The sequence below is a fragment of the Paenibacillus larvae subsp. larvae genome, from assembly GCF_002003265.1.
In the GTDB taxonomy this organism is placed as follows: Bacteria; Bacillota; Bacilli; order Paenibacillales; family NBRC-103111; genus Paenibacillus_H; species Paenibacillus_H larvae.
This window is the reverse complement of the sequence record NZ_CP019687.1, coordinates 891908-912777: the sequence shown is the minus strand read 5'-3', so window position 1 is coordinate 912777 and position 20870 is coordinate 891908. Positions and strand designations below refer to the sequence as shown.

Genomic DNA, 20870 nt, shown 5'->3' with positions numbered 1-20870 from the left:
AATGAGCCAGAAGGAAACACAGATTCAAAAAAACAGAATCGTATGATCGTTCGGAAACGAATTATCGATTGCATGGTCAATAAGCTTATTGACCTGCGGGAGCTCTGCAAATGGCTGATGATGCGAGTATAGCTTTCCGGCCATTTTTGCCGATGATTTCAGCAAGTTCATATCCGCTTTGAATGATTCAGGCCATGAAAATAGCCATTCCTGGAAAAATCCAGTATGACTATTAGGTAATTATATTTTTATACGAAATCTTTGTCTATCTGGAAAACTTGACTTAAGGCTAATGTGAAATTTGTCGCCTGCTTGCAGTATTTACCCATCTTTTCTTTTAAAGATTGTAAATTTTGTTCATCATTCCATAAAGTTAAAATTTGATTTTCTATATCTGTATGTTTCCAATCGTTCAAGTGCAAAACTAATTTTTGCTCTAAAAGCCGTTCTAAATTAATTTCCTCCTGACCCGGCAGCGTATGGTACACAAGAATGGGAATTTGTTTGGATAAACATTCACTAATTGTAACTCCTCCCGGTTTGGTCAGCACGGCATCGATACAATTATATAAACGATTCATCTCTTCTCTCGATTCTATATATGCCATCGGAATAATCCGCGGATGCTTCTTGTCCATAAGATATTTATATAATCTTTTGTTTTTACCGCATAAAACAATATAATTTATCTTTCCTGACTTTCCAATATTTCGAATGAAGGGTTTAATCACCCCGGCACCAAGACTTCCCCCTGAAATCAATATGGACAAATTGGAGGAATGGGCCATTTGTTTTTTATGAACACCTGTAAGCTCAGGGTGGATGGGAATGCCCGTTATGATAATTTGTTCTTTTTGAATTTCTCTTTGAATTAACCATTCTTTCATACGAAAATCCGGAACGAAATGGTAATCGATTCCTCTTCTTCCCCAAATATCATTAATAAAAAAATCTGTATAAACATTAATAACCGGAATGGAAATGATCCCTCTTTCCTTAATCCGGCTTAATAAATAAGAGGGTAAAGCATGGGTACAAAAAATATAATCAGGCTGTTTTTCATGTATTAATTTTTGTATAAATCTTAAAAAGATGATTTCCAATATAAAATACCGTCTTTCTCTTTCAAAATTACCGCAGCTCTTTCGGTAAATCCAACTATACATAAACGGCAATAGATGAATCCATTTTAAATAAAACTTAGACACCACTTTTTCCGTTTTGCCGTAGCTATAACTTAAAATATCAACTTTTTCACAATGAATGGAAGAATCCATTACTTTGATGTGCTCAATCAGCGCATCAGCAGCTTGATGATGACCGGATGTTATTTTCAAAAAAGGCAAAAACAAAACCTTTTTATTCATCTTATTCCCCCGCTACTTTTTACCTTTTCACTTAATAGTTTTTTTAGTATGTGCGGGACAAAGGCTAATCATACATTCCAGACCCATGAATCGAAAACCCTTTATAGCCATGAATTACCGCTGACAAGTTTCAATTATCAATCTATACTGGTTTATATAGAAAGGAGCCAATACTGATGTCTTTAGTTTCAACCGGATTCATCTTGATTATGCTGGCAGGCTTTCTGTATAAAGCCTATACTAATACCCGGCAAGTTAAATTTAATAAAGTGGATTTAGATATCTCGGACTGCAATGATCAAACTAAACAGCTACTAAATGTGCTGCAAATCTCGGATATGCATCTCGAAAATATTTCGGTTCTACCGGAGCAATTATATGAGAAACTCAAAGATCAGAAAATCGATCTTATTGCCCTGACTGGAGATTTTCTTGATCGAAAAGACAGCATTCCCAAACTAATACCTTATCTTAAGGTTTTGAACAGATTGCAGGCGAAACATGGAATCTATGCCGTTTTCGGCAATCACGACTATGTGCTGAAAGGCCAAGATTTTACTTTATTAAAGAACACTTTGGATCGTTATGGATGCAGAACGATGCAAAATGAATATGATGTAATTAGGATCAACGGAAAATCATTGCATATCATCGGAATAGACGATTTTAGTACTAAGCGCAGCAATATAGCTGAATCGTTCGAAGGAATTAAAGAACATGAAGGTTATACTCTCGTTCTTACGCACGATCCGAATATAGTGCTAAACATGAAAAATGTTCATTACGATTATTTGCTTTCCGGGCATTTCCATGGAGGTCAAATTCATTGGCCTAAACCATACCATCTTGTTAAAATGGGCCAACTCGTTCAAATGAACATGATTAAAGGGCTTCATATTTATCACGGAAAACCATTTTATATCAGTGAAGGATTGGGACAGACCGGAATTAACATCCGCGTAGGAAGCCGCCCTGAACTGACCCTTCATCAGCTGGCGGTATAACATTCCCTTATTCATTATTATTCCGTCGGAAGGGGATAAAACCTTATTCAGGAAAATAAGCTTCCGTCCGGGGAATTATAAAACATTCCTCAGCAGCTACGAACAAAGCAAACTCCAGATACAGGCAGCATATGAGAGGCAGAAAAGAGAAATTGGCAGGCTGGAAAGCTTTATACAAAAAAATCGGAACCGCAAGGCCAGACAAGCAAAAAGCCGTCCGGACCAAAGCCCCGTTTTATGTTTCATGTTCATGCTAATCCCGTACACCGGATCATAGAGGCCACCAATCTGATAGTCGGCTATTTTGAACCACTGTTCGGACCGATCGATTTATTGGTCAAACGTGGTGAAAAAATTGCGGTCGTCGGCCATAATGGTATCGAATCTATTCTTCGAGAAAAGAGAAGACCCCGAATAATCGCAGTTATTCAGGGTCTTCGTTTTGATTATACTGTGTTGCGGTTCATCCGAAACATTTTCTGCTGAAACTTCGCGATGGCTTCATATTCCTTATCCAGCTTTCGGAAGAAGGAAATAAAGATCGGAAGAAGCTCGTGATAGATTTCTGCATTTTTTTTGACTGGTTTATGTTCATGGGTGACCCCAACCATTCCGGAAACAACACTTAAGGAATCTGTCCTGCCAGTGGCGTACAAACCAAGTACAACGGCACCAAGACAGGAACTTTCTATGCTCTCGGGAATCACCACTTCCTGATCAAAAATATCAGCCATCATTTGCCGCCAAAGTACGGAACGGGCAAAACCACCTGTAGCGTGAATTTTACTTGGCCTGCCAATCTGCTCTTCCATAGCCAAAAGTACAGTATACATATTAAAAATGACTCCTTCTAAAACGGCGCGAATCATATGTTCTTTTCTATGGTGCATAGTTAATCCAAAGAAAGAGCCGCGCGCGTCCGAGTTCCAAAGCGGTGCCCGTTCCCCGGTCATATATGGATGAAAGATCAGTCCGTCCGCCCCAGGATTTACCTGTTCAGCGATTTTCGTCAATATATCATACGGATCAACGCCTAGTCGTTTCGCTGTCTCTATTTCGGATGAAGCGAACTCATCCCGTACCCATCGAAATAACATTCCCCCATTATTGACAGCACCACCAATTACCCAATGTTTATCAGTCAGAGCGTAACAGAAAATTCTTCCTTTAGGATCCGTTACCGGGTGGTCCACTACCGTTCGTATCGCGCCGCTTGTACCAATTGTAGCCGCGACCACTCCCGGCTCGATTGCGTTAACTCCAAGATTGGAAAGAACACCGTCACTAGCTCCTACAATAAACGGAGTGGATGCCTTAAGTCCCATCTCTTCAGCATATGCCGGGTCCAGGCCTTCCAACTGATAGGTGGTTGGAACAAGCTTGGATAGCTGCTTGCTTGAAATACCGGCAATATGCAGGGCTTCTTGATCCCAATTGAGATAGTTTAAATTCAGCATCCCGGTCGCCGAAGCAATGGAATAGTCCACCAAATATTCATTAAATAGTTTAGCAAATACATATTCCTTAATAGAGATGAATTTATATGTTTTCTGAAAGATCTCCGGGGCCTCATGACGCATCCACATTAATTTTGTTATAGGAGACATTGGATGAATAGGGGTCCCTGTGCGCAAATAAAGCTCGTGTCCGTTCATTTCGTATTTTAATTTGCCAGCGTACTGACTGCTGCGGTTATCCGCCCAAGTCACACATGGAGTAAGAGGCTTACCTTGAGTATCCACCGCTATCATACTGTGCATGGCTGAACTGAACGAGACGAATAGAATGTCATCAGGGAGGATTCGGCTTTGAGTCATCACTTGCCTGACCGATTGGATGACCGCTTGGAAAATTTGTTCCGGATCCTGCTCCGCTATAGTCGAAGCGGGTGTATATAAAGGGTACTCCCCGTTTCCTCTCGCTACAACTTTCCCGTCCTCTTCGAACAGGACGGCCTTGGTGCTTGTTGTTCCGATATCAATACCGATCATATATGTTTTCCTGTTCAAATGGTACACCTTCTTTACTGGAGTTCTGGCTATCTTACATTACTGTACTGATGAGAAGTGTAAAAAGCAAGCCTACAACGGACAAGACCGTTTCCATCACTGTCCACGACTTCAATGTCTGAGGTACAGACATATTGAAAAACTCCTTTACCATCCAAAAACCGGCATCATTAACGTGGGATAAAACAATGGACCCCGCTCCTGTTGCCAGTACCACCAGCTCAACATTTGTTCCGGGATTCATTGCAAGAACCGGAGCTATGATCCCTGCGGCTGTCGTCATGGCAACGGTCGCCGAACCGGTCGCAACACGGATTAACGCAGCTGCAAACCAGGCAAACAGAATAATATTCACGTTGGTTTGTGTCGCGATCTCGGCAATAGCTCCACCTACTCCACTTTTAATCAGAACTTGTTTAAAAGCTCCTCCCGCACCAATAATCAGAATAATTGTAGCAGTAGGTGCCAGGCACTCCGTTGTAAAACGGGATACTTCCTCCTTCGTAAATCCTCTTCCAAAACCAAGAGAAAAGAATGAGAATACCACTGCAATCAGGAGGGCAATAATTTCGTTTCCGATGAACTTACAGAATAGTGCAATGCCGCTAATTGATTGAGGATCTATAATATCAGCAACGGAACCAAACAGCATCAAAATAACCGGCAGCAAAATGGTAAATAAGGTTATACCGAACCCTGGAAGCTTCCGTTCCGTCTTAAGTGTAAACTGTTCGGCCAGCTTAGCCGGGGGCTCTACTTGAATGCGCTTACCAATGAACTTGCCGAATAAAGGACCAGCAATGATGGCTGTTGGCACTCCAATTAGAAGGGAATATAGAATCGTTTTACCTAAGTCCGCATGATAGGCATCAATGGCAATCATTGGCGCCGGATGAGGTGGAACTAGACCATGCACGGTTGAGAGTCCGGCCAAAATTGGAATACCGATCTGTAACAGAGACATCTTTGTTTTAGTTGCAACCGTAAATACAATCGGAATCAGCAGAATCAGGCCTACCTCAAAGAAAACCGGAATCCCCACTATAAATCCGACGATCATCATCGCCCAATGAACCCTTTTCTCTCCAAATTTATCTACCAGGGTCGAAGCAATTTGTTCATCACCTCCAGATTCTGCCATCATTTTACCAAGCATTGTGCCAAGTCCAATGACAATGGCAATCGTTCCTAGTGTGCCTCCTAATCCGCTTGTTATTGCGTTGACCACGTCTTGAGGTTTCATACCGGCAAGGAGTCCCAGCATCAAAGCAGAAAGTAAGAGCGTAACAAAGGGATTCCATTTGAATTTTGCTATAAATACAATAAGAAAAACGATTGAAATGAAGGTCCAAAAAAATAGCGTTACATTGTGACTGAGGACAAATAAACTGCTCATACACAAATCCTCCCTTATCAGCTGGAATCTCTCTTGACTACGTTAGCATACCCATTTTGAACTAGTATACTTGTCGACAACTGAATGCGCAGTTTGAACCACTTCCCCAATTAAAATTGGGGCAGACTATTATGTAACGTTTGTCGTGAATCCGCAAAATAGGTCCGGACCGTCTTAAGAATAATCTCTCCATTCTTGGACTCCAGCCCTCTTATAATTGTCCGGTGTTTTTCAATAACGGATTGCTTCTTCCGCTCTCCCATAGAGAAAACTTCTTCCGTTGTTATCAGCATAACAGTCATTACAATATGCCGTATGCTTGTCCAAAGGTAAAAAATTCGGTTATGTCCCGCCGCAGCCACAGTCGTTTCATGAAAGGAAAAATCCTGATAAGCAAAGTCGGCAATATCGTTATACTTTACAGCCAGTTCCATTTTATCGATAATTTGATTTAATTTAGTCATTAACGGTTCTTGATTAATAGAAGCAAGACGCTCCTGGACAAAACTTTCGATCAGAAACCGGACATCATATAACTCTTCAACATCTTTGGAGCTTAAACCAAGGACCACTGCCCCCATCCGCTCTAACCGGATCAATCCCTCATTCGATAACGTTTTCAAAGCTTCTCTTACCGGAGACCTGCTTGTGCCAAAATCGGCAGCCACCCTGTTTTCAGAAATGACTTCTCCGGGTTTAATCGTTCCATTTATAATTTGTAATCTTAATTCACAAGCTATTGATTCACCAAGTGAAACTCCTTGCAACCATGCTGATGGATAATGCATCTAATCCAACTCTCCTAATTTAAATGGTCATCCGTTTGACAAAATGACAGATAGTTCATTCTAACATATATTCGTCTGACCATTCCATTAGGACATAATAGTCCCCCTTCCCCTTAACGATTCTGTACTATTTCATGACCCCCGAACTCATTTCGTAACGCTGCTACAATTTTGCCATGGAAGGTATCGGATTCAAGCGAACGATATCTCATGAACAAGGACATGGCGATAACAGGTGCACTAGCTTGAATCTCCAAAGCAGTTTCCACGGTCCATTTCCCTTCACCTGAACTGTGCATGACGCCAGAGATCCCTTCCAGCTTCGGATCTTTCGAGAAAGCATTCTGTGTCAGCTCCATCAACCAGCTGCGAATAACGGAACCGTTCGACCAGACCCGTGCCACTTCTTCATAATCATAATCAAAATCGCTTTTTTCCAGCAGCTCAAATCCTTCCGCAATCGCTTGCATCATACCGTATTCAATACCATTATGGATCATTTTCAGAAAATGGCCGCTACCGCTACCGCCGGTGAACAGATACCCTTGATTGACTGCAATATCTTGAAATAGCGGTTCCAAGATTGCGAAAGCTTGCTTATTTCCTCCGATCATGAAGCACCCTCCCTGTGCCGTACCTGCGGTTCCGCCTGATGTACCCACGTCAAGGAAATGGATTCCATGTGTACTTAATTTCTCACCACGAACTATGGACTGTTTATAATGGGAATTCCCTCCATCTATAACGATATCCCCTTGTGAGAGAAACGGAATAAGAATGTCAATCACTTCACTTTATCCACGATCTCACCTGCCGGTACCATCATCCAGATGATACGTGGTGCTTTCAAATTGGATACCAGTTCTTCGATCGTATCAACAGAAACAGCACCTAAATCGGCTAATTTCCGTCCCGGTTCCGGATTCACATCATATGCAACAATCTCGTGTTTATGGCGGAGCATATTATTTGCGAGGTCCCATTTTACCGAGACCAATTATTCCTAACTTCATCATTTTCACTCCTTAAGACAACAAGTATACTTGTATACAACTTCAATTTTACTTTTTAATCTACTGCCCCTTCATCAATCTGTAAAGAAGAAATTTGTAAGCGTTATTTTGAGGAAATGGATAAAAGAAAGCCAGACCATGCGGTCATGACTTTCTTCATAAGATTAATTTTCTTTTAATACTTTAATGCCTTTGACAATGTTCCAAATAAAAAAGTAAATCCCGATAACAGCGAAAATACAAAAAGTTGCTACTGCACTATAGCTGGCTACTGTTCCGGTACCTTCGTTAATTCCGGCCACTCCTGTTACTACCAAACCTATAATTAAAGCCACATAAGGAACAAGATGCGTCCATAATGCTTTCTTAGCATGATATTTAACTTCTCCATTTGCTAAGAAGTACACAACGATCGGGAATAAAAACGGTGCAAAAAAGATACTAAAATAACATAGAGAAGATAAAACATTGTTTTCTTTCATAGTGCTCACCTCGAGAAATTTTTGATCTGTTTTTTGATTTAAAGAATAACCTTGATTTCCATCCGAAACGGTATAAGATACAGAAATCCGGACCGTATTTATCTATATCTTCTCCTTTAAACGCTCACCAATTCTTTTTTATGAAATTGATTCTTTATTAAAACATACTTATAATGCCAGCAATACAACACAATAAGACAAATCCACCTAAACAAGAAACCGTAACAATCTGGCTAAATATTAAATTTTTTCTTTTATCAAAACTCCGCACCTTCATATATAGCATGCAGGTTTGATTGCTTGACCTGTTTTCGGATTCACATCATATGCAACAACCTCGTGTTTATGGCGGAGCACATTATTTGCTAGGTTAAATCCTATTTTACGAGACCAATCATTCCTAATTTCATCATTTCCCCCCTTAAGATTATAAGTATACTTGTATACAACTTCAATTTCATTTTTTAGTGTACTGCCCTTTAATCAGTCTGTAAAGAAGAAATTTGTAAAGAAGGAATTTGTAAGCGTTATTTTGGGGAAATGGATAAAAGAAAGCCAGACCATACGGTCATGACTTTCTTCATAAGATTAATTTTCTTTTAATACTTTAATGCCTTTGACAATGTTCCAAATAAAACAGTAAATTGCAATAGCTATAACAATTGCTATTATAACCAATCCTCCCATTCCTGTTTCTGTTCCCCCCTTAACTCCAATTACTCCAGATGCTACGGCTCCAATAAGAATAGCTATATAAGGAATAAGGTGGTTCCATAATGCACTCTTAGCATGATATTTGACTTTTCCATTTGCTAAGAAGTACACAACGATCGGGAATAAAAATGGTGCAAAAAAGATACTAAAATAACATAGAGAAGATAAAACATTGTTTTCTTTCATAATGCTCACCTCGAGAAAATTTTTCATCTGTGTTTTTATTTATTGAACTTAAATTTTTATATTCGAATCAATTTCACAACCTATTTCCATCCGAACCGGTACAAGATACAGAAATCTCAACAACCGTATTTATCCACACCTTTTCCATATCTTCTCCATTAAACGCTCACCAATTCATTTATGAAATTGAATCTTTATTGAAACATATTTATAATGCCAGCAATACAACATAACAAGACAAATCCGCCTAAACAAGAAACCGTAACAATCTGGCTGAATATTAAATTTTTTTCTTTCATCAGAACTCAGCTCCTTCTATATAGCATGCAGGTTTGATTGCTTGATCTGTTATTAGTTTACATTCGATTAAAAATCCGCGACATCGAAGTTCCTTTCTGGTTTATTACATTTTTGTAAGCTAGATTGCAGGTGAAAATATGAACTGCTTTTCTCCTGTTAAAATTTATATTTCCTCTTCACTATTTTTTTTCAAATTAGAAACAATCTTCTATGTAAATGATTATCTTTTATTTCACATTGTTGCAATACCTTGAGTAAACGATCATTAATTTCCATTAGCATGAGATCAAACCCTTAATGTAGTATGGATTACCTATAATGGTGTTATGCTTCGACTTAAAAATGAAATCGCTTTCAAAATTCGTATCAAACCGTGGGCTTAAACCTAACGGGTCTTTCTTCCTGCCGCCTACAAACACCTCTTTATGCTTTTGCAACCAACCGTTTGTGTCAAAGAAACACAAAAAAACAGCCAAATGACTGGTTAATGTGGTCCGAAATCTTTGTTAGTCCTCTACTGTAAGAACACTTCTCTAGATGCGAATCTATTTTCTATAAACAGCGGCAACTCCCATGTTTTCGTAGATGCACAAGCTAAAGCTAAAACCTTTGCCGACGCTCTTGCAAAATCTAAACAGCATCAAAAAGAGGAGCAGGATCAGAAACAAGACCAGGACCAAGATCAAGATAAGTAAACTAAATTAACTCTGCCAAGGAAAGCCATTATAGTTTTGCTATAGCGGACTTTCTTTTTGAATAATAAAGATAAATACCCCTTCACATTCCTGCCTACAACCAACAAGTATTACCGCGGCTAACATAGAAGAGATCAATGTAAAAAAATAACCTGCCGCAAAGGCAGGTTATCTTCCTTCTCCCATTATTCCCCGTTTCATCATTATCAACCCGCATATCTTCCCCACACATTATTTAATACAAAAAGGAACGAGAAATAATAACCAATAAAATGAACAGGACTAGAATGGCTCCTGTACTTGTGAATCCTCCGTAACTTGATCCTCCATACGACATAAGTAACACTCCCTTCTTTTAGATTTAATACATTCTATGACGGAAATCAGAGCATGCTTGGACTATTGAAGCCTATCTTAGAAATGGAAGCCTTGGGCTTGTAAGGAGGCATCGGTTATGCTACTCTTGTATAGGAATTGTTGGTTTACCCACCGAACATTTTCATGATGGCTCCCTGCAAGTTCGGGAGCTATTTCTTTTACTCGTTAATATGCAAAGAGCCTCTGATGACATCTCAAAGGCTCTTTTAGTTCTGTTTATCTGGTTGTTATTTATATGCTTGGTTTGTAATACCTATGTAGGCTGAATTTCCTTACATGAATTACTCAAATATTTTCTCAATAGTCGGTGCAATTGCAATTGGAGGGTTCGAAGGGTGCATCATTTGATAAGAAACATTTACTTTATCTCCAACCACAAATTTTTCGTTTTGTGAAAGAGGAACTAGCAATACTTTATTTTGATTGACTAAATCTACCCAATTTCCTTGCAGAGCCTCTTCTTTGGTGGAAGCATCTACAACTGTTGCATACACATCACCAATGGAAGTAATGTATCCCGTGAATTGAATTTGATCCTGTTTTTCAACAGAAGATACGGACGGACTCAGAGTGTCGTCTGAATGTGCAAAAGTGGGGCTGGCTCCAGCCGAGAATGCTAACCCTAATGTAAGAGAGGTTGCTACAGCTACTAACGTCTTCTTTGTGATCATAGTTCTATTCCTCCTTGTAATTTTTGGTTACACATCTATATTTATACAAAATAGATCAAATGTCCTTTAATTTTTCATTTACTTAATAAATTTGTCACAAAATAAGAGAAAAAGAGAACTCGGGAAAATTGCCTGGGCGCTCTTTTTGTATTGCTGCAAAAAGATTGGTTTTTTGTAAGACAGTTGCAATGAACTTTTGTCAAGTACCCTTACTAAATATTATTCTATATAAGTTGAACGAAAGAAAATAGCAATCAAAGTCGCACGCACAGCCGGTCAATAATGGCATGAGGATGCTTCATGATTTCATCCATAAATTGCCCGACACGCAGACGGATTTCGGAAACGGCCGAATAGAATACGTTATTGATCACACTGGACTTGAGCCATTTCCAGAGTCCTTCTACGATATTTAACTGAGGGCTGTATGGAGGCAAGTACACAAGCTCAAGCCGATTTTTTTGCGCTTCCAGAAACGGCCGAAGCAGCTTTGCATGATGAATCCGGGCATTGTCCAAAACCAGAGCCAGTTTCCCTGTTGGATAAGTCGCCATGACCTTTTGAAGAAAGGAAAGAAACGTTTCAGCGGTGTACTGTTCATCTTCTTGCCAAACGATGTGTCCCGTTTCATAGTCAACCGTGGCCAGCAGTTTGACCCCACGATGCTTGCCCGTGGTTGGAATGATGCGTTGCTTCCCGCGAAGGAACCAGGTCTTCTGAATCGCCTGGTAGTCCCGGATCATCGACTCATCCTCGAACAGCAAGTGATCAATCTCCTCGTTCAGTAGCTTTTTTTCAGTTCAGGAAAGGTCGTTTCGGTGAAATGGCGTTGTTTCTTGGGATCTGCTGCTGCGAGCGTGTAGGTCGGTTTCGTATAGCTGAGCCCTAGCCGCTCCATGACCTTGGAAATGCCTCGGAGCGAATAGCAATGGCCCCAGTCGCGTTCCACGTACGTGGCAATCAGTTCAAGCGTCCAGTTGTGCTTTGCCGTAAAGCCGACCTCATGGGGAACCGAATAGGCGACGGTTTGTTTCAAGCGATCCTGCTGCTGCTTCGTCAACCGAGTAGGAGCACCTAAGGAATGCTTGATTTGCAAGGCTCCCAGTCCACCGTTCTCGTACGTATGAATGTAACTGCTCACCGTCATTCGGTTTCGATTCAAAATGTCAGCGATCGCCTTCATGGATGTGCCTTTCAAATGCAAATAGATCGCTTGGTAGCGTTCATACATTCGGCGCTCTTTGGTTTGTTGCATGGCTGCCGTTACTTTTGCCAGTTCGGTATGTTTATCCATTGTCATCCCCACTTGTCTATTCTTGATCTGTTTCTTATTCGACAAATGGTTCCTTTTTCCTTGCCAAGGTTTGCTAAGAATATTGATTCAACTTATATAATCAATTTGTTCTAGTACAAAACCTTGTAAAGAAACCTCTGGGTTACCTACTAAGGCAAAGCAAACAGTAGGTTCTTTAGCCGTAAAAAAATGTGTTATATTATTTCCATGATTATCGTTGTCTTTCCATTCAAGATAATTATCTAGGTCTGAGCCTAGTCCCATCGCAGCAACAAGTAAATTACCTTCAACGTTTTTTAATGTAATTTTATATCTTTTTCCGGCTTCAACTTTTATAGAATCAGTAAATACCTCCCCATAATGGAAATATTTAAGAGTCAAGGTTCCATTATGTATGCTAGATGTCGTCGGAAGAAGTTGTTTAAAGATACTACTTTCCCAACTTGTAAAATTATCTTCCACCACTAACTTATAATGATTACTTTCAACTGGGGTTTTCTCCGTCTGATTTAACGAATTGGCATGAATCGTCCCTGCTGCACTACTTCCAACTAACATTCCCGCCAATACTATTGATGTTATTATCTTTTTCATAGAATATAACCCTCCATTTGGTTTATTAGGGAGTTTGATAGATATCACCCCCCCTCTTATATCAAACTATAACACATTTTACCTTTATGTGGAATAATTTATAATATTCTACCTTTCTTAGCAAAAGGGCATACATCCTAAGTTCTGTTAAACCTTGAAAACAAAAAAAGCCGAGAGACTGGATCAATGCAAAAATAACCTGCCGCAAAGACAGGTTATCTTCCCCTCTCCCATTAAAAGAGAATTTCTGAAAGCTTAATAAGAGAACAATATCAAGATATTAATTCTTATGCGAACACTGTACCAACCCCTACTGTTCTTATAAACGGAGATATTACAGCTTATGGGCATGGATGGCAATGGTGGGTAACTTCTCTAACCCCATATTGAAACGTAATATTGCTTGTACCGTATACAATTGGTAAACTGGGTATTTGGTTATCATCTTCTAGTACAATACATAAAAAGGAGAAGTTAAAATCAGAAATTTTTGCCCTTGTAGGGATTCTAGCCGCCTATGGGGACAACAAAGAAACAGCGGCTGACGCAAAAAAGCAGCTGAGACTCCTAAAGAGAAGGAAGGCAAGAAGAGGTTTTTGACAAGATAGAAAATGGCATGACTTACGATAAGGTAAAGGAAATTGTCGGTTCTGAGGGTGAACTTTTCCACGGAATCTGGAGACAAAGGAAATGAAACCCACATGGTTACGTATATTTGGAAAGGATCTGATATTGGATCTAACGCTACCTTTACTTTCCAAGGAGGAAAGTTATCGACAAAAGCTCAGATTGGCTTAAAATAAGTTATTAGCCCTTCGGGGCTTTTTATTTTACATTTGACATGCGCTGGCGTCTCTAACACAGAATATGGAAATCTTCAGTAAAAATACCCGCAAGCCTAGCGCCTGCGAACTGCATTTGTTGTGCGACTACTAGAATAAACACGCGTTTCCGGGTGTTATGAAAACATCCAAATCGTTAAAAAGACTACTCCCCTTGATGATAAGGAAAGCAGTCTTTTAGCTTCATGGAACAAAGTTGAATCTCATGGTCTAAACATTTTTATTCACCAAATCCATGTATGATTGCAACAGATACTTCAGAATCTTTTACGGAAACTGTTTGTTTCGTACTGAGAGTAACTCCGCTGCCTAGTATCGTAGCGATCACTGCAATACTTAATAGCCATTTCTTAAATTTTTTCAACCTCCAACACCTCTCTAACCAAGTTTGTAAATTTCCCCTTTTGAAAATCCGAAGCATGGTTCAGATACTGGTCAAACTGGGCCACACACAACATAGCCATAGAGTATCTTTTTGTGGAGATGGCCAAGGAAAAGCAGTATAAAATGGATTCCAATCCTTCCACAAAGCGTCGTTGATTAAATTCATAAATTGCTTTCTGGTAATGAAATTCAATATGATGTTCAATTCTTACGGCATTTACTTCATTTTCCATAGAAGGCTCAGGGGATCGCTCTAAGATATGATCTATGGAAAATCCATATGCATTCGCAGCTTTCGTAATCAAGAGTAAACCAGCAGGAATTTCGTTAGGGTATTCGGTGAGATAATTTGTATACTCATCAAGCACGCTGACATTCCCTAAAAGTAGTTCTACACTATATTTATTCGCTTTTGCCCATAAACGAAACTTGTCTATTTCTTTCTTTCCCTGTTCATCTAAGATCTCAAACCAGCTAAGGTCTTCATATCCCTCTATATATTGTTCGGCCTTCTTATAATCACCTTGTTTATATAGCGAAACACTTTTTATAAGATAGGATTGACCATAATACACAACAAGAGGTCTTTCTGTTTTCAGTGGTTCTGATACACTGTTGTTCTTTTTTATTAATAGTTCTTCCTGATATCTGATTGTAGTAAGTATTCTTAATTCATCAGCAAATTGCTCAGCTAAAGACCACTTTTGCAAAAGAACACAAATGTTTGCTAAATGTAATAAGGCATCAGACCTAAAGTCTTCAGGCAGTCTTTTGCGGAAACCCTCAAAACGAATCACTGCTTTGTAATTTTCTTCGGCATTAGCTCCGATAGTCGACCTGAAAATTCGATAATGACTGATGGCCAGCCGATCAGAGTGATTGTACTTTTCTTCCTCAATGACTTCCTCATAAAAAAGAAGCGACTCTTCAACAAGACCATTCAGATATAATTCCTCTGCTACAGAAAAAAACAGTTCGGTGTACTTAGGATGTTCCACCAAGACATGGATCGCATTCATAATCAAGTCGGTTTTCCCCAGCTCGGCACAGCGAATTAAAAAGGATTTCATTCTGGGGACGGACACCCTATTGTTATAGAAACACTCAGAAAGGTAATATTCATAGTAATGTCCCTCGGGTAAGCCGAGTGCTTCTGTTAACGTATCTAATTGTTTCATGGTAATAGGTCGCAGTTTTTCCTTCTGAAGGCTGGCACTAAGATTACCGATAGATAATCCTCCGACTTCTGCAACACTTGATAACGTACATCCAGTTTCTGCTATGGCTTTTTCAAGTTCAACTCGCAATGCAATCCGGTTATCCATTTTTTCGACTCCTTTCTAATCTATAGTTCCATATAATTCCATAATACCATATTTAGATTTTTCTGAAAATTTGTATAAACCTATAGGTCATGTATGTAAATGGGTGGACCTGTTTAAAATTATGTGAATTTATGGAAGCCTAAGAACATATACTGAAATAAAAATGTTTTATTGTGGAAAAGTCGTATTTAGATGGAGGATATTTGCTTCCCTTGTAGAAAATGTAATCTAATTCCTATATAAGGGTCGATTAATACCAGGGAGGTAGTTAAAATGAAAAAAGTCAAGTATTTTTTGGTGTTTGCTAGTTTGATTATGTTTTTTTCGTCTGTAGGTTCCCCTATTGTTCTAGGGGCAACGGAAATGGATTACGATCAACGACTAAAGCAAATGGAGGAAGCATTTGAATTCATTGGTGAACATGCAGTATTAACAGATGAATATGGCAACATAATTGGGTTCGATTTCGACAAAATAAGAGAACGGTATGGCGAAGATCAAGGACTAAACTTATTGGAAAAAGAAATAAATGAGGCAAAGGAGAGGGATACCCATCGTGGTGCATGGTTGGAATGTATGAAGTCTGCTTTATTGGATCATTTTGGAGCAAGTGCATTTCAAGCAATGGTACAGGCTGGCATAATGACATATATAAAACAAAAGTTATGGAAGGAGGCAGCAAAAATTGCGATTAAATTTTTTGTTGGAGCCAGTGCCGGAGGATTAGTAGGAGTTTTGCTTTGGTACAGCGGTAAGTGTGCAATATGGGGAATTAAGGGGGAACATATAATTGAAAATAGAGCCTACGCGTCAAGTTAAATTGATATACTTTGTTGTATGCCCATTAGCGTTTTCTTTTAGTTTTGTCTTATACCATTTTATTTTTAACAAACAAACAAATTGGATTGATGTCCTTGGTGTAACAGCTTCTTTTTATGTTTGTATGATAGCTATCTACTTTATAACAAGAAAAAAAATCGTAAATGATATAGAGAAATTAAAGAAATAGCATCACTTTAGTTAATCCAGATCCGTATCAAAAGAATAGGGCCTTGAGGTGCTTCCTCAAAGGCCCTTTCTATGGTGGTACTTCCACACACCGTGGGTCAATTGTTATTATTCTTTCTTTACTGCACTCTTACCAGCACTATACAGGCCGCATGAAGTAAGACCGGAGATAATACCGTACATAATGCCCGTTTTAAGATCCCACGGAGCCAGGTATACAACACCTGCTACGATACCCAAAATAACAGATAGAACGGGTGCCAGACGAACCGGCAGTCCGATTCCTTTCACCATTTCAACAAGACCGACTATTACAGCAACAATGACAACATCTGTGATTTCTATATTCATAGCGTCCTCCTAAAGGCTGCTCGCCAAAATGTGGTTATTCAGCCATGCCAGCTCGTCAACGGTAAGACGACGGTTTTCTATTTTCACCATCCAACCCCAATCAGTAAACTTCCCCGCGTTCCAGGCTTTCCCCATGTTGTCATAGAGCTGTTTCCATTGCCAGTCTTCCAACTGTAATGTTCTATTCATGTCTTCTTCCTCTCCTTCGCTGTATGCTTGTTTAATTCGCTCTATAAAGCTTGGCACACTTCCCTCATCTAACATTCTGTGCGGGCAGTATTTACCACTCCAGTGCTGGTGTGGGACCACATTTTCAATAGGAATACAAAACTGTGTCATAAGCTTGGCAATGACAATAGCCGCATTGTCCTCGTCCTTATAATATCGGTTACCGCCGGACTTGGAATAACAAATTTCTACGCCGATGGACTGACGGTTTCCTGTTCCGTTCCCGTCTCCGATGCCAGGCATTTCGATCAAAAGGAATGCCCTGAACAGCTTCTTTATCGTCCACAGCAACGTGGAACGAAACCTCGTTATTATTCCGGATCATATAACGGATCTCATTTTCTGCGGAAGCATCATTAGCCGTATTATGATAGGTGATATATTTCGGTGCCACTTTATTCGGACATTTAATGCCATATTTACTTGGGTCTACTAACATTTTTCTGATTTCCATCATTCAACACTTCCTCTTCATGTTTTCCTTTTAAAATTCCTTTGATCTCGGCGATATCACTTGAAAGAAGGCTAAAAGACTTTGCTTGCTCTCGGATAACTTCCTGATTCTCACTAATGGTCTTTTGATACTCCTTCTCCCGCACTTCATTCTTTTTCATCGTGGTAAAAAGCAGCCAGATAAACAGAGCACCAAATATCCCGATATTTAGCGCTGTATTAAAAATTTGTTCCTCCATTCATGGTTCCTCCTGTTAATTCTTTCATCACACAGTTGAGTCCGTATAATTGTGTAAAAAGCTAGGTTCCAAAAAATGAAAGGAGCCATATTCATAGCCCTCAGTTAGAATAATGTTGGGACACAAAATTCTAAATATACGAGGTGTTATGAAATGGCTCAATACCAGATTAACGTAGATTCGCAGCTTTTGCATCAACTATTTTTGGGAAATTCTCAGGATGCGGGTGTAGCCAAGCTGCTCGAGTCTGTACTGAACCAAGTCTTACAAGCACAGGTGAGTGAACAAGTGGAAGCAGATCGTTATGAACGAACAGAGAATCGAAAAGCGTACCGGAATGGATCGTATCCACATGGGCTGCATACGCGGGTGGGAACCATTACACTAAGTGTTCCGCGCATCCGTGGCGGGAAGTTCACGACAGAGCTCTTTAGTCGTTACCAGAGAAGTGAACAAGCGTTAATCTTAGCGATGATGGAAATGGTCGTAAACGGCGTCTCTACGCGTAAAGTCTCGCAAGTAACCGAAGAACTCTGCGGAACCGAGTTTTCTAAATCCACTGTTTCAGACCTTTGTAAGCGGCTGGATCCCATCGTAACTGCTTGGAATAATCGAAGCCTGGCAGACAGCCTCTTTCCGTTTGTTCTCGTAGATGCGATGTATCTCAAGGTCCGTGAAGACGGTCGTGTACGCTCACGAGGCATCATGATTGCCATTGGTGTAAACACCGAGGGCTATCGTGAAGTCCTTGGCCTGATGCTGGGTGACACAGAATCTGAAGCAAGCTGGAGTGAGTTTTTCAGCTCTCTAAAAGGACGTGGATTACGAGGTGTGGATCTCATTACCTCCGACGATCATGGCGGCCTTGTACGCGCGGTACGGCAGCAGCTGCAAGGGGTAACATGGCAGCGATGCCAGACTCACTTCACGCGAAATGTATTAGAAGCCTCACCCAAAGCCTTGAAGGATGAGATCCATGGCCGTCTACGGTCGATTCTAGATGCTCCTGATACTGGAACGGCAAGGTTTTTATTAAAACAGACCTTAGCGGCTTATGAAGATAAGGCGGGTAAGGCGATGGGCGTGCTGGAAAGCGGATTTGACGATGCTACCGCCGTCTTAATGCTGCCAGAGCGTTACCGAAAACGGCTGCGCACGACAAATAGCGTTGAGCGTCTCAACGAAGAGGTTAGACGCCGGGAACGTGTCATTCGCATCTTCCCAAACCGTGAATCCGTGATTCGTCTTATTGGTGCTCTATTGATGGAACAGGATGAAAAATGGGCAGCCGGCAAGAAATATCTCGACATGACCGAGTACATGGAATGGCGGAAGGATCGGCCAAAGTCCGATGCCAAAGTGACTCGCATTATGTAGCACAGTCTAGCTGAGGGAATTTACACACAAATTTGGACTTGATCTTGCAGTTCACTAGGAACTTAAGAAGATCATTTAAGTCATGCCAGTTAAATCGGTCAACTCTTCGACAATCCTCCTCAGTAAAAGATAATTCACTTTATGAAATACAGTCCGCTCTTGTTACTGAATTGAATACCTAATTTATAGACCTCAAAATGATGCAACTATAACAGGAACATCTGCACAATCTCAATTTGATATTCCCTCATACTATATAGTGTAAAGCTTATTCTTAATGAAAAGGAGTTGGATAAAAATGGGTTACAGCTGTGGAGGTTACGGCTTGTTTACTAGCACGGGTACTATTCTGGTTCTCTTCATTCTGCTGGTTATTATCTCCCGTTCTTTTCTTTATTAATTGAATTCGCAGGAGCGCCTTGGCTCAAGGCGCTCGTTTTTTTATTAGAAAACTCAAAAACGGAATTTGAAAGCCCGCTATCTTCCGGTACATCCCTGCCTTCCCAATAAACCCAGCTCATCCCGAGAAACTGCCCGATATGTCCAATTCTGTTTTGCCCGATTTTTCTTTTCAAACGACGGTGATATCCATTTATTGAATTTATTTTTTTTATTTGGATATTCTAAATCGTAATTTAAAAAACAACCTACAGATAATAAAACATGGAGTTTACAACAAAATGACTATCGTAAATATAAACGGACATTCGATGAATTATATAGATCGTGGAGAAGGGACTGCCGTTCTCTTCATTCATCCTCCAGTACTTACAAGCTTGAATTTCACCTATCAAATCCAGGAACTGTCCCCATCTTTTCGAACTATTGCTTTTGACATAAGGGGACACGGGAAAAGCCAGCCTTCCGCACAGCCGATTACTTATCCGCTAATAGCGGAAGATATCGTGCAGCTGATAGACCGTCTTGGTATCAATAAATGTTTCTTATGCGGTTATTCTACCGGGGGTACCATTGTACTTGAATTTCTTCTGAACTATCCTGATCGGGCTTGGGGAGGTGTGGTTATCGGAGGAATGTCGGAAGTGAATGATTGGAGGTTAAAAAACTTGATATCCGTAGGCGCCGGCCTCGCCAAAATCGGAGCCGTAAACACACTCGCATTTTCTACAGCCTGGGGACAAACTAACAAGCTCTCTTTGTTCCGCAAATTATACAAGGATGCAAGAAAAGGAAATGCCCGAAACATAGAACAGTATTACCGGTACAGCTTAACCTGTAATTGTACCTCACGGCTTCAGGAAATCCGCCTTCCTGTTCTGCTGATTTACGGTGAGAAAGACAGGCATTTCCACCCCTATGCGAAAATTTTATATGACCGGTTGCCAAATAGTGAACTGGTTTTCATTTCAAAAGCTAACCATAGAATTCCAACGAAAGTACCTGTTCTATTAAATGAATTGATTGAGAAATTCGTAAACAAGCTTGGTCAATCATGAAAAAGGGATTGTATCCAAAATGATACTTTTTATCAAATAAACCTTCTGAAATCGACAGCAGAAATACCAGTGAGCAGAACCATAAATAGGCCCTTTTTTTAAACTATCCTTGCATTCATCATCATAAAATGACATTCTCTTCGTTTATTTGATAATAGCATAGGTTCAATAGGTTCTGTTTAATATTTGGTTTTCACTTAAGTCAGAGCCAACCGCCCACGCCGCTAAACATTACATTTTTATCATATCTGCTTTTTTTTATTTAAGCTTATTTTTTCATTTTGCGATGTTTTAAAAATAAGGGACTATCCAATT

20 protein-coding genes and 4 pseudogenes are annotated in these 20870 nt (G+C 40.0%); 8 read left to right on the top strand and 16 right to left on the bottom strand.

Annotation, left to right across the window (positions count from 1 at the left end; translation table 11 throughout):
• Nucleotides 1-27: 27 nt before the first annotated feature.
• Nucleotides 28-163 (bottom strand): annotated as a pseudogene (locus BXP28_RS04860) (undecaprenyl-diphosphatase); the annotation flags it as partial.
• A gap of 85 nt (nt 164-248) precedes the next feature.
• Nucleotides 249-1367, bottom strand: a complete 1119-nt coding sequence (locus BXP28_RS04855; protein ID WP_023484736.1) for an MGDG synthase family glycosyltransferase — start codon at nt 1365-1367, stop codon at nt 249-251.
• 176 nt (nt 1368-1543) lie between these two features.
• Here BXP28_RS04855 and BXP28_RS04850 point away from each other — a divergent pair, with 176 nt between their 5' ends.
• Nucleotides 1544-2371 carry a metallophosphoesterase gene (locus BXP28_RS04850; RefSeq protein ID WP_023484737.1) on the top strand — a complete coding sequence of 276 codons (828 nt, stop codon included), beginning with the start codon at nt 1544-1546 and terminating at the stop codon, nt 2369-2371.
• A gap of 70 nt (nt 2372-2441) precedes the next feature.
• Nucleotides 2442-2752 (top strand): annotated as a pseudogene (locus BXP28_RS23945) (ABC transporter ATP-binding protein); the annotation flags it as partial.
• A 65-nt stretch (nt 2753-2817) separates the two neighbouring features.
• Here BXP28_RS23945 and gntK read toward each other — a convergent pair.
• The 6 genes and pseudogenes from gntK to BXP28_RS04815 all read right to left on the bottom strand — a co-directional run bounded on the left by gntK (nt 2818) and on the right by BXP28_RS04815 (nt 8959).
• Complete coding sequence (gene gntK / locus BXP28_RS04840; RefSeq protein WP_394804626.1) at nt 2818-4362, bottom strand: gluconokinase; 1545 nt, start codon at nt 4360-4362, stop codon at nt 2818-2820.
• A 52-nt stretch (nt 4363-4414) separates the two neighbouring features.
• A complete protein-coding gene (locus tag BXP28_RS04835; protein ID WP_036654178.1) occupies nt 4415-5776 on the bottom strand; it encodes a GntP family permease in 1362 nt (453 codons plus the stop codon).
• Nucleotides 5777-5886: 110 nt separating this feature from the next.
• Nucleotides 5887-6564 (bottom strand): GntR family transcriptional regulator, encoded by a 678-nt coding sequence (locus BXP28_RS04830; RefSeq protein WP_024094123.1) that lies wholly within the window; start codon nt 6562-6564, stop codon nt 5887-5889.
• 113 nt (nt 6565-6677) lie between these two features.
• Nucleotides 6678-7577, bottom strand: a pseudogene (gene gnd / locus BXP28_RS04825) (phosphogluconate dehydrogenase (NAD(+)-dependent, decarboxylating)).
• Between the two features lie 164 nt (nt 7578-7741).
• Nucleotides 7742-8059, bottom strand: coding sequence for a magnetosome magnetite crystal formation protein family (locus BXP28_RS04820; protein WP_023484741.1), 318 nt, complete (start codon nt 8057-8059; stop codon nt 7742-7744).
• A 588-nt stretch (nt 8060-8647) separates the two neighbouring features.
• A complete protein-coding gene (locus BXP28_RS04815) occupies nt 8648-8959 on the bottom strand; it encodes a magnetosome magnetite crystal formation protein family (protein WP_036654176.1) in 312 nt (103 codons plus the stop codon).
• An 803-nt stretch (nt 8960-9762) separates the two neighbouring features.
• Here BXP28_RS04815 and BXP28_RS04810 point away from each other — a divergent pair.
• Nucleotides 9763-9954, top strand: a complete 192-nt coding sequence (locus BXP28_RS04810; RefSeq protein ID WP_036654173.1) for a hypothetical protein — start codon at nt 9763-9765, stop codon at nt 9952-9954.
• A 235-nt stretch (nt 9955-10189) separates the two neighbouring features.
• On the opposite strand, the gene BXP28_RS23935 is transcribed toward BXP28_RS04810, so the two are convergent.
• From BXP28_RS23935 to BXP28_RS04795, 4 genes are all read right to left on the bottom strand, one after another.
• Nucleotides 10190-10291, bottom strand: a complete 102-nt coding sequence (locus tag BXP28_RS23935) for a YjcZ family sporulation protein (RefSeq protein WP_230460686.1) — start codon at nt 10289-10291, stop codon at nt 10190-10192.
• 322 nt (nt 10292-10613) lie between these two features.
• The gene (locus BXP28_RS04805) at nt 10614-11003 is read right to left on the bottom strand and encodes a DUF3221 domain-containing protein (protein ID WP_036654171.1); all 390 of its coding nucleotides are present in this window, start codon (nt 11001-11003) and stop codon (nt 10614-10616) included.
• 254 nt (nt 11004-11257) lie between these two features.
• Nucleotides 11258-12303 (bottom strand): IS630 family transposase gene (locus BXP28_RS04800; protein WP_104932616.1). Its coding sequence is split into 2 segments (ribosomal slippage): nt 11258-11797 and nt 11800-12303, totalling 1044 coding nucleotides; the frame shifts between segments, so codons are not numbered across the junction.
• Nucleotides 12304-12384: 81 nt separating this feature from the next.
• The gene (locus tag BXP28_RS04795) at nt 12385-12891 is read right to left on the bottom strand and encodes a hypothetical protein (protein WP_036654169.1); all 507 of its coding nucleotides are present in this window, start codon (nt 12889-12891) and stop codon (nt 12385-12387) included.
• A 701-nt stretch (nt 12892-13592) separates the two neighbouring features.
• On the opposite strand from BXP28_RS04795, the gene BXP28_RS25740 reads away from it, so the two are divergent.
• Nucleotides 13593-13694, top strand: coding sequence for a hypothetical protein (locus tag BXP28_RS25740; RefSeq protein ID WP_496543684.1), 102 nt, complete (start codon nt 13593-13595; stop codon nt 13692-13694).
• Between the two features lie 389 nt (nt 13695-14083).
• Here the strand turns inward: BXP28_RS25740 and BXP28_RS04780 are convergent, their stop codons facing one another.
• A complete protein-coding gene (locus BXP28_RS04780) occupies nt 14084-15442 on the bottom strand; it encodes a hypothetical protein (RefSeq protein WP_036654167.1) in 1359 nt (452 codons plus the stop codon).
• Nucleotides 15443-15715: 273 nt separating this feature from the next.
• Here BXP28_RS04780 and BXP28_RS04775 point away from each other — a divergent pair, with 273 nt between their 5' ends.
• Nucleotides 15716-16261 (top strand): hypothetical protein, encoded by a 546-nt coding sequence (locus BXP28_RS04775; RefSeq protein ID WP_051427819.1) that lies wholly within the window; start codon nt 15716-15718, stop codon nt 16259-16261.
• A gap of 297 nt (nt 16262-16558) precedes the next feature.
• On the opposite strand, the gene BXP28_RS04765 is transcribed toward BXP28_RS04775, so the two are convergent.
• The 3 genes and pseudogenes from BXP28_RS04765 to BXP28_RS04755 form a co-directional block, all read right to left on the bottom strand.
• Nucleotides 16559-16801, bottom strand: coding sequence for a hypothetical protein (locus tag BXP28_RS04765; RefSeq protein WP_051427818.1), 243 nt, complete (start codon nt 16799-16801; stop codon nt 16559-16561).
• Between the two features lie 201 nt (nt 16802-17002).
• A pseudogene (locus tag BXP28_RS04760) lies at nt 17003-17483 on the bottom strand (peptidoglycan recognition protein family protein); the annotation flags it as partial.
• Nucleotides 17449-17721 (bottom strand): BhlA/UviB family holin-like peptide, encoded by a 273-nt coding sequence (locus BXP28_RS04755; protein WP_036654163.1) that lies wholly within the window; start codon nt 17719-17721, stop codon nt 17449-17451. The pseudogene BXP28_RS04760 and the gene BXP28_RS04755, both read right to left, overlap by 35 nt.
• Nucleotides 17722-17874: 153 nt before the next feature.
• Here BXP28_RS04755 and BXP28_RS04750 point away from each other — a divergent pair, with 153 nt between their 5' ends.
• The 3 genes from BXP28_RS04750 to BXP28_RS04740 all read left to right on the top strand — a co-directional run bounded on the left by BXP28_RS04750 (nt 17875) and on the right by BXP28_RS04740 (nt 20555).
• Nucleotides 17875-19098, top strand: coding sequence for an IS256 family transposase (locus BXP28_RS04750; RefSeq protein ID WP_023483236.1), 1224 nt, complete (start codon nt 17875-17877; stop codon nt 19096-19098).
• A 298-nt stretch (nt 19099-19396) separates the two neighbouring features.
• On the top strand, nt 19397-19498 hold the full coding sequence (locus BXP28_RS23930) for a dihydroorotate dehydrogenase (protein WP_104932489.1): 102 nt from the start codon (nt 19397-19399) through the stop codon (nt 19496-19498).
• A 280-nt stretch (nt 19499-19778) separates the two neighbouring features.
• Nucleotides 19779-20555 carry an alpha/beta fold hydrolase gene (locus BXP28_RS04740; protein ID WP_036654158.1) on the top strand — a complete coding sequence of 259 codons (777 nt, stop codon included), beginning with the start codon at nt 19779-19781 and terminating at the stop codon, nt 20553-20555.
• The last annotated feature ends 315 nt before the right edge of the window (nt 20556-20870 follow it).

Excerpts from the sequence above, each read along its gene's own strand:
- BXP28_RS25740 (WP_496543684.1), top strand. The coding sequence starts at position 13,593 with ATGGTTACGTATATTTGGAAAGGATCTGATATTGGATCTAACGCTACC.
- BXP28_RS04850 (WP_023484737.1), top strand. The coding sequence starts at position 1,544 with ATGTCTTTAGTTTCAACCGGATTCATCTTGATTATGCTGGCAGGCTTT.
- BXP28_RS23935 (WP_230460686.1), bottom strand. The coding sequence starts at position 10,291 with ATGTCGTATGGAGGATCAAGTTACGGAGGATTCACAAGTACAGGAGCC.
- BXP28_RS04755 (WP_036654163.1), bottom strand. The coding sequence starts at position 17,721 with ATGGAGGAACAAATTTTTAATACAGCGCTAAATATCGGGATATTTGGT.
- BXP28_RS04855 (WP_023484736.1), bottom strand. The coding sequence starts at position 1,367 with ATGAATAAAAAGGTTTTGTTTTTGCCTTTTTTGAAAATAACATCCGGT.
- BXP28_RS04805 (WP_036654171.1), bottom strand. The coding sequence starts at position 11,003 with ATGATCACAAAGAAGACGTTAGTAGCTGTAGCAACCTCTCTTACATTA.
- BXP28_RS04765 (WP_051427818.1), bottom strand. The coding sequence starts at position 16,801 with ATGAATATAGAAATCACAGATGTTGTCATTGTTGCTGTAATAGTCGGT.
- BXP28_RS04835 (WP_036654178.1), bottom strand. The coding sequence starts at position 5,776 with ATGAGCAGTTTATTTGTCCTCAGTCACAATGTAACGCTATTTTTTTGG.
- BXP28_RS04830 (WP_024094123.1), bottom strand. The coding sequence starts at position 6,564 with ATGCATTATCCATCAGCATGGTTGCAAGGAGTTTCACTTGGTGAATCA.
- BXP28_RS04775 (WP_051427819.1), top strand. The coding sequence starts at position 15,716 with ATGAAAAAAGTCAAGTATTTTTTGGTGTTTGCTAGTTTGATTATGTTT.
- BXP28_RS04795 (WP_036654169.1), bottom strand. The coding sequence starts at position 12,891 with ATGAAAAAGATAATAACATCAATAGTATTGGCGGGAATGTTAGTTGGA.
- BXP28_RS04740 (WP_036654158.1), top strand. The coding sequence starts at position 19,779 with ATGACTATCGTAAATATAAACGGACATTCGATGAATTATATAGATCGT.
- BXP28_RS04780 (WP_036654167.1), bottom strand. The coding sequence starts at position 15,442 with ATGGATAACCGGATTGCATTGCGAGTTGAACTTGAAAAAGCCATAGCA.
- BXP28_RS04750 (WP_023483236.1), top strand. The coding sequence starts at position 17,875 with ATGGCTCAATACCAGATTAACGTAGATTCGCAGCTTTTGCATCAACTA.
- BXP28_RS23930 (WP_104932489.1), top strand. The coding sequence starts at position 19,397 with ATGGGTTACAGCTGTGGAGGTTACGGCTTGTTTACTAGCACGGGTACT.
- BXP28_RS04820 (WP_023484741.1), bottom strand. The coding sequence starts at position 8,059 with ATGAAAGAAAACAATGTTTTATCTTCTCTATGTTATTTTAGTATCTTT.
- gntK (WP_394804626.1), bottom strand. The coding sequence starts at position 4,362 with ATGATCGGTATTGATATCGGAACAACAAGCACCAAGGCCGTCCTGTTC.
- BXP28_RS04815 (WP_036654176.1), bottom strand. The coding sequence starts at position 8,959 with ATGAAAGAAAACAATGTTTTATCTTCTCTATGTTATTTTAGTATCTTT.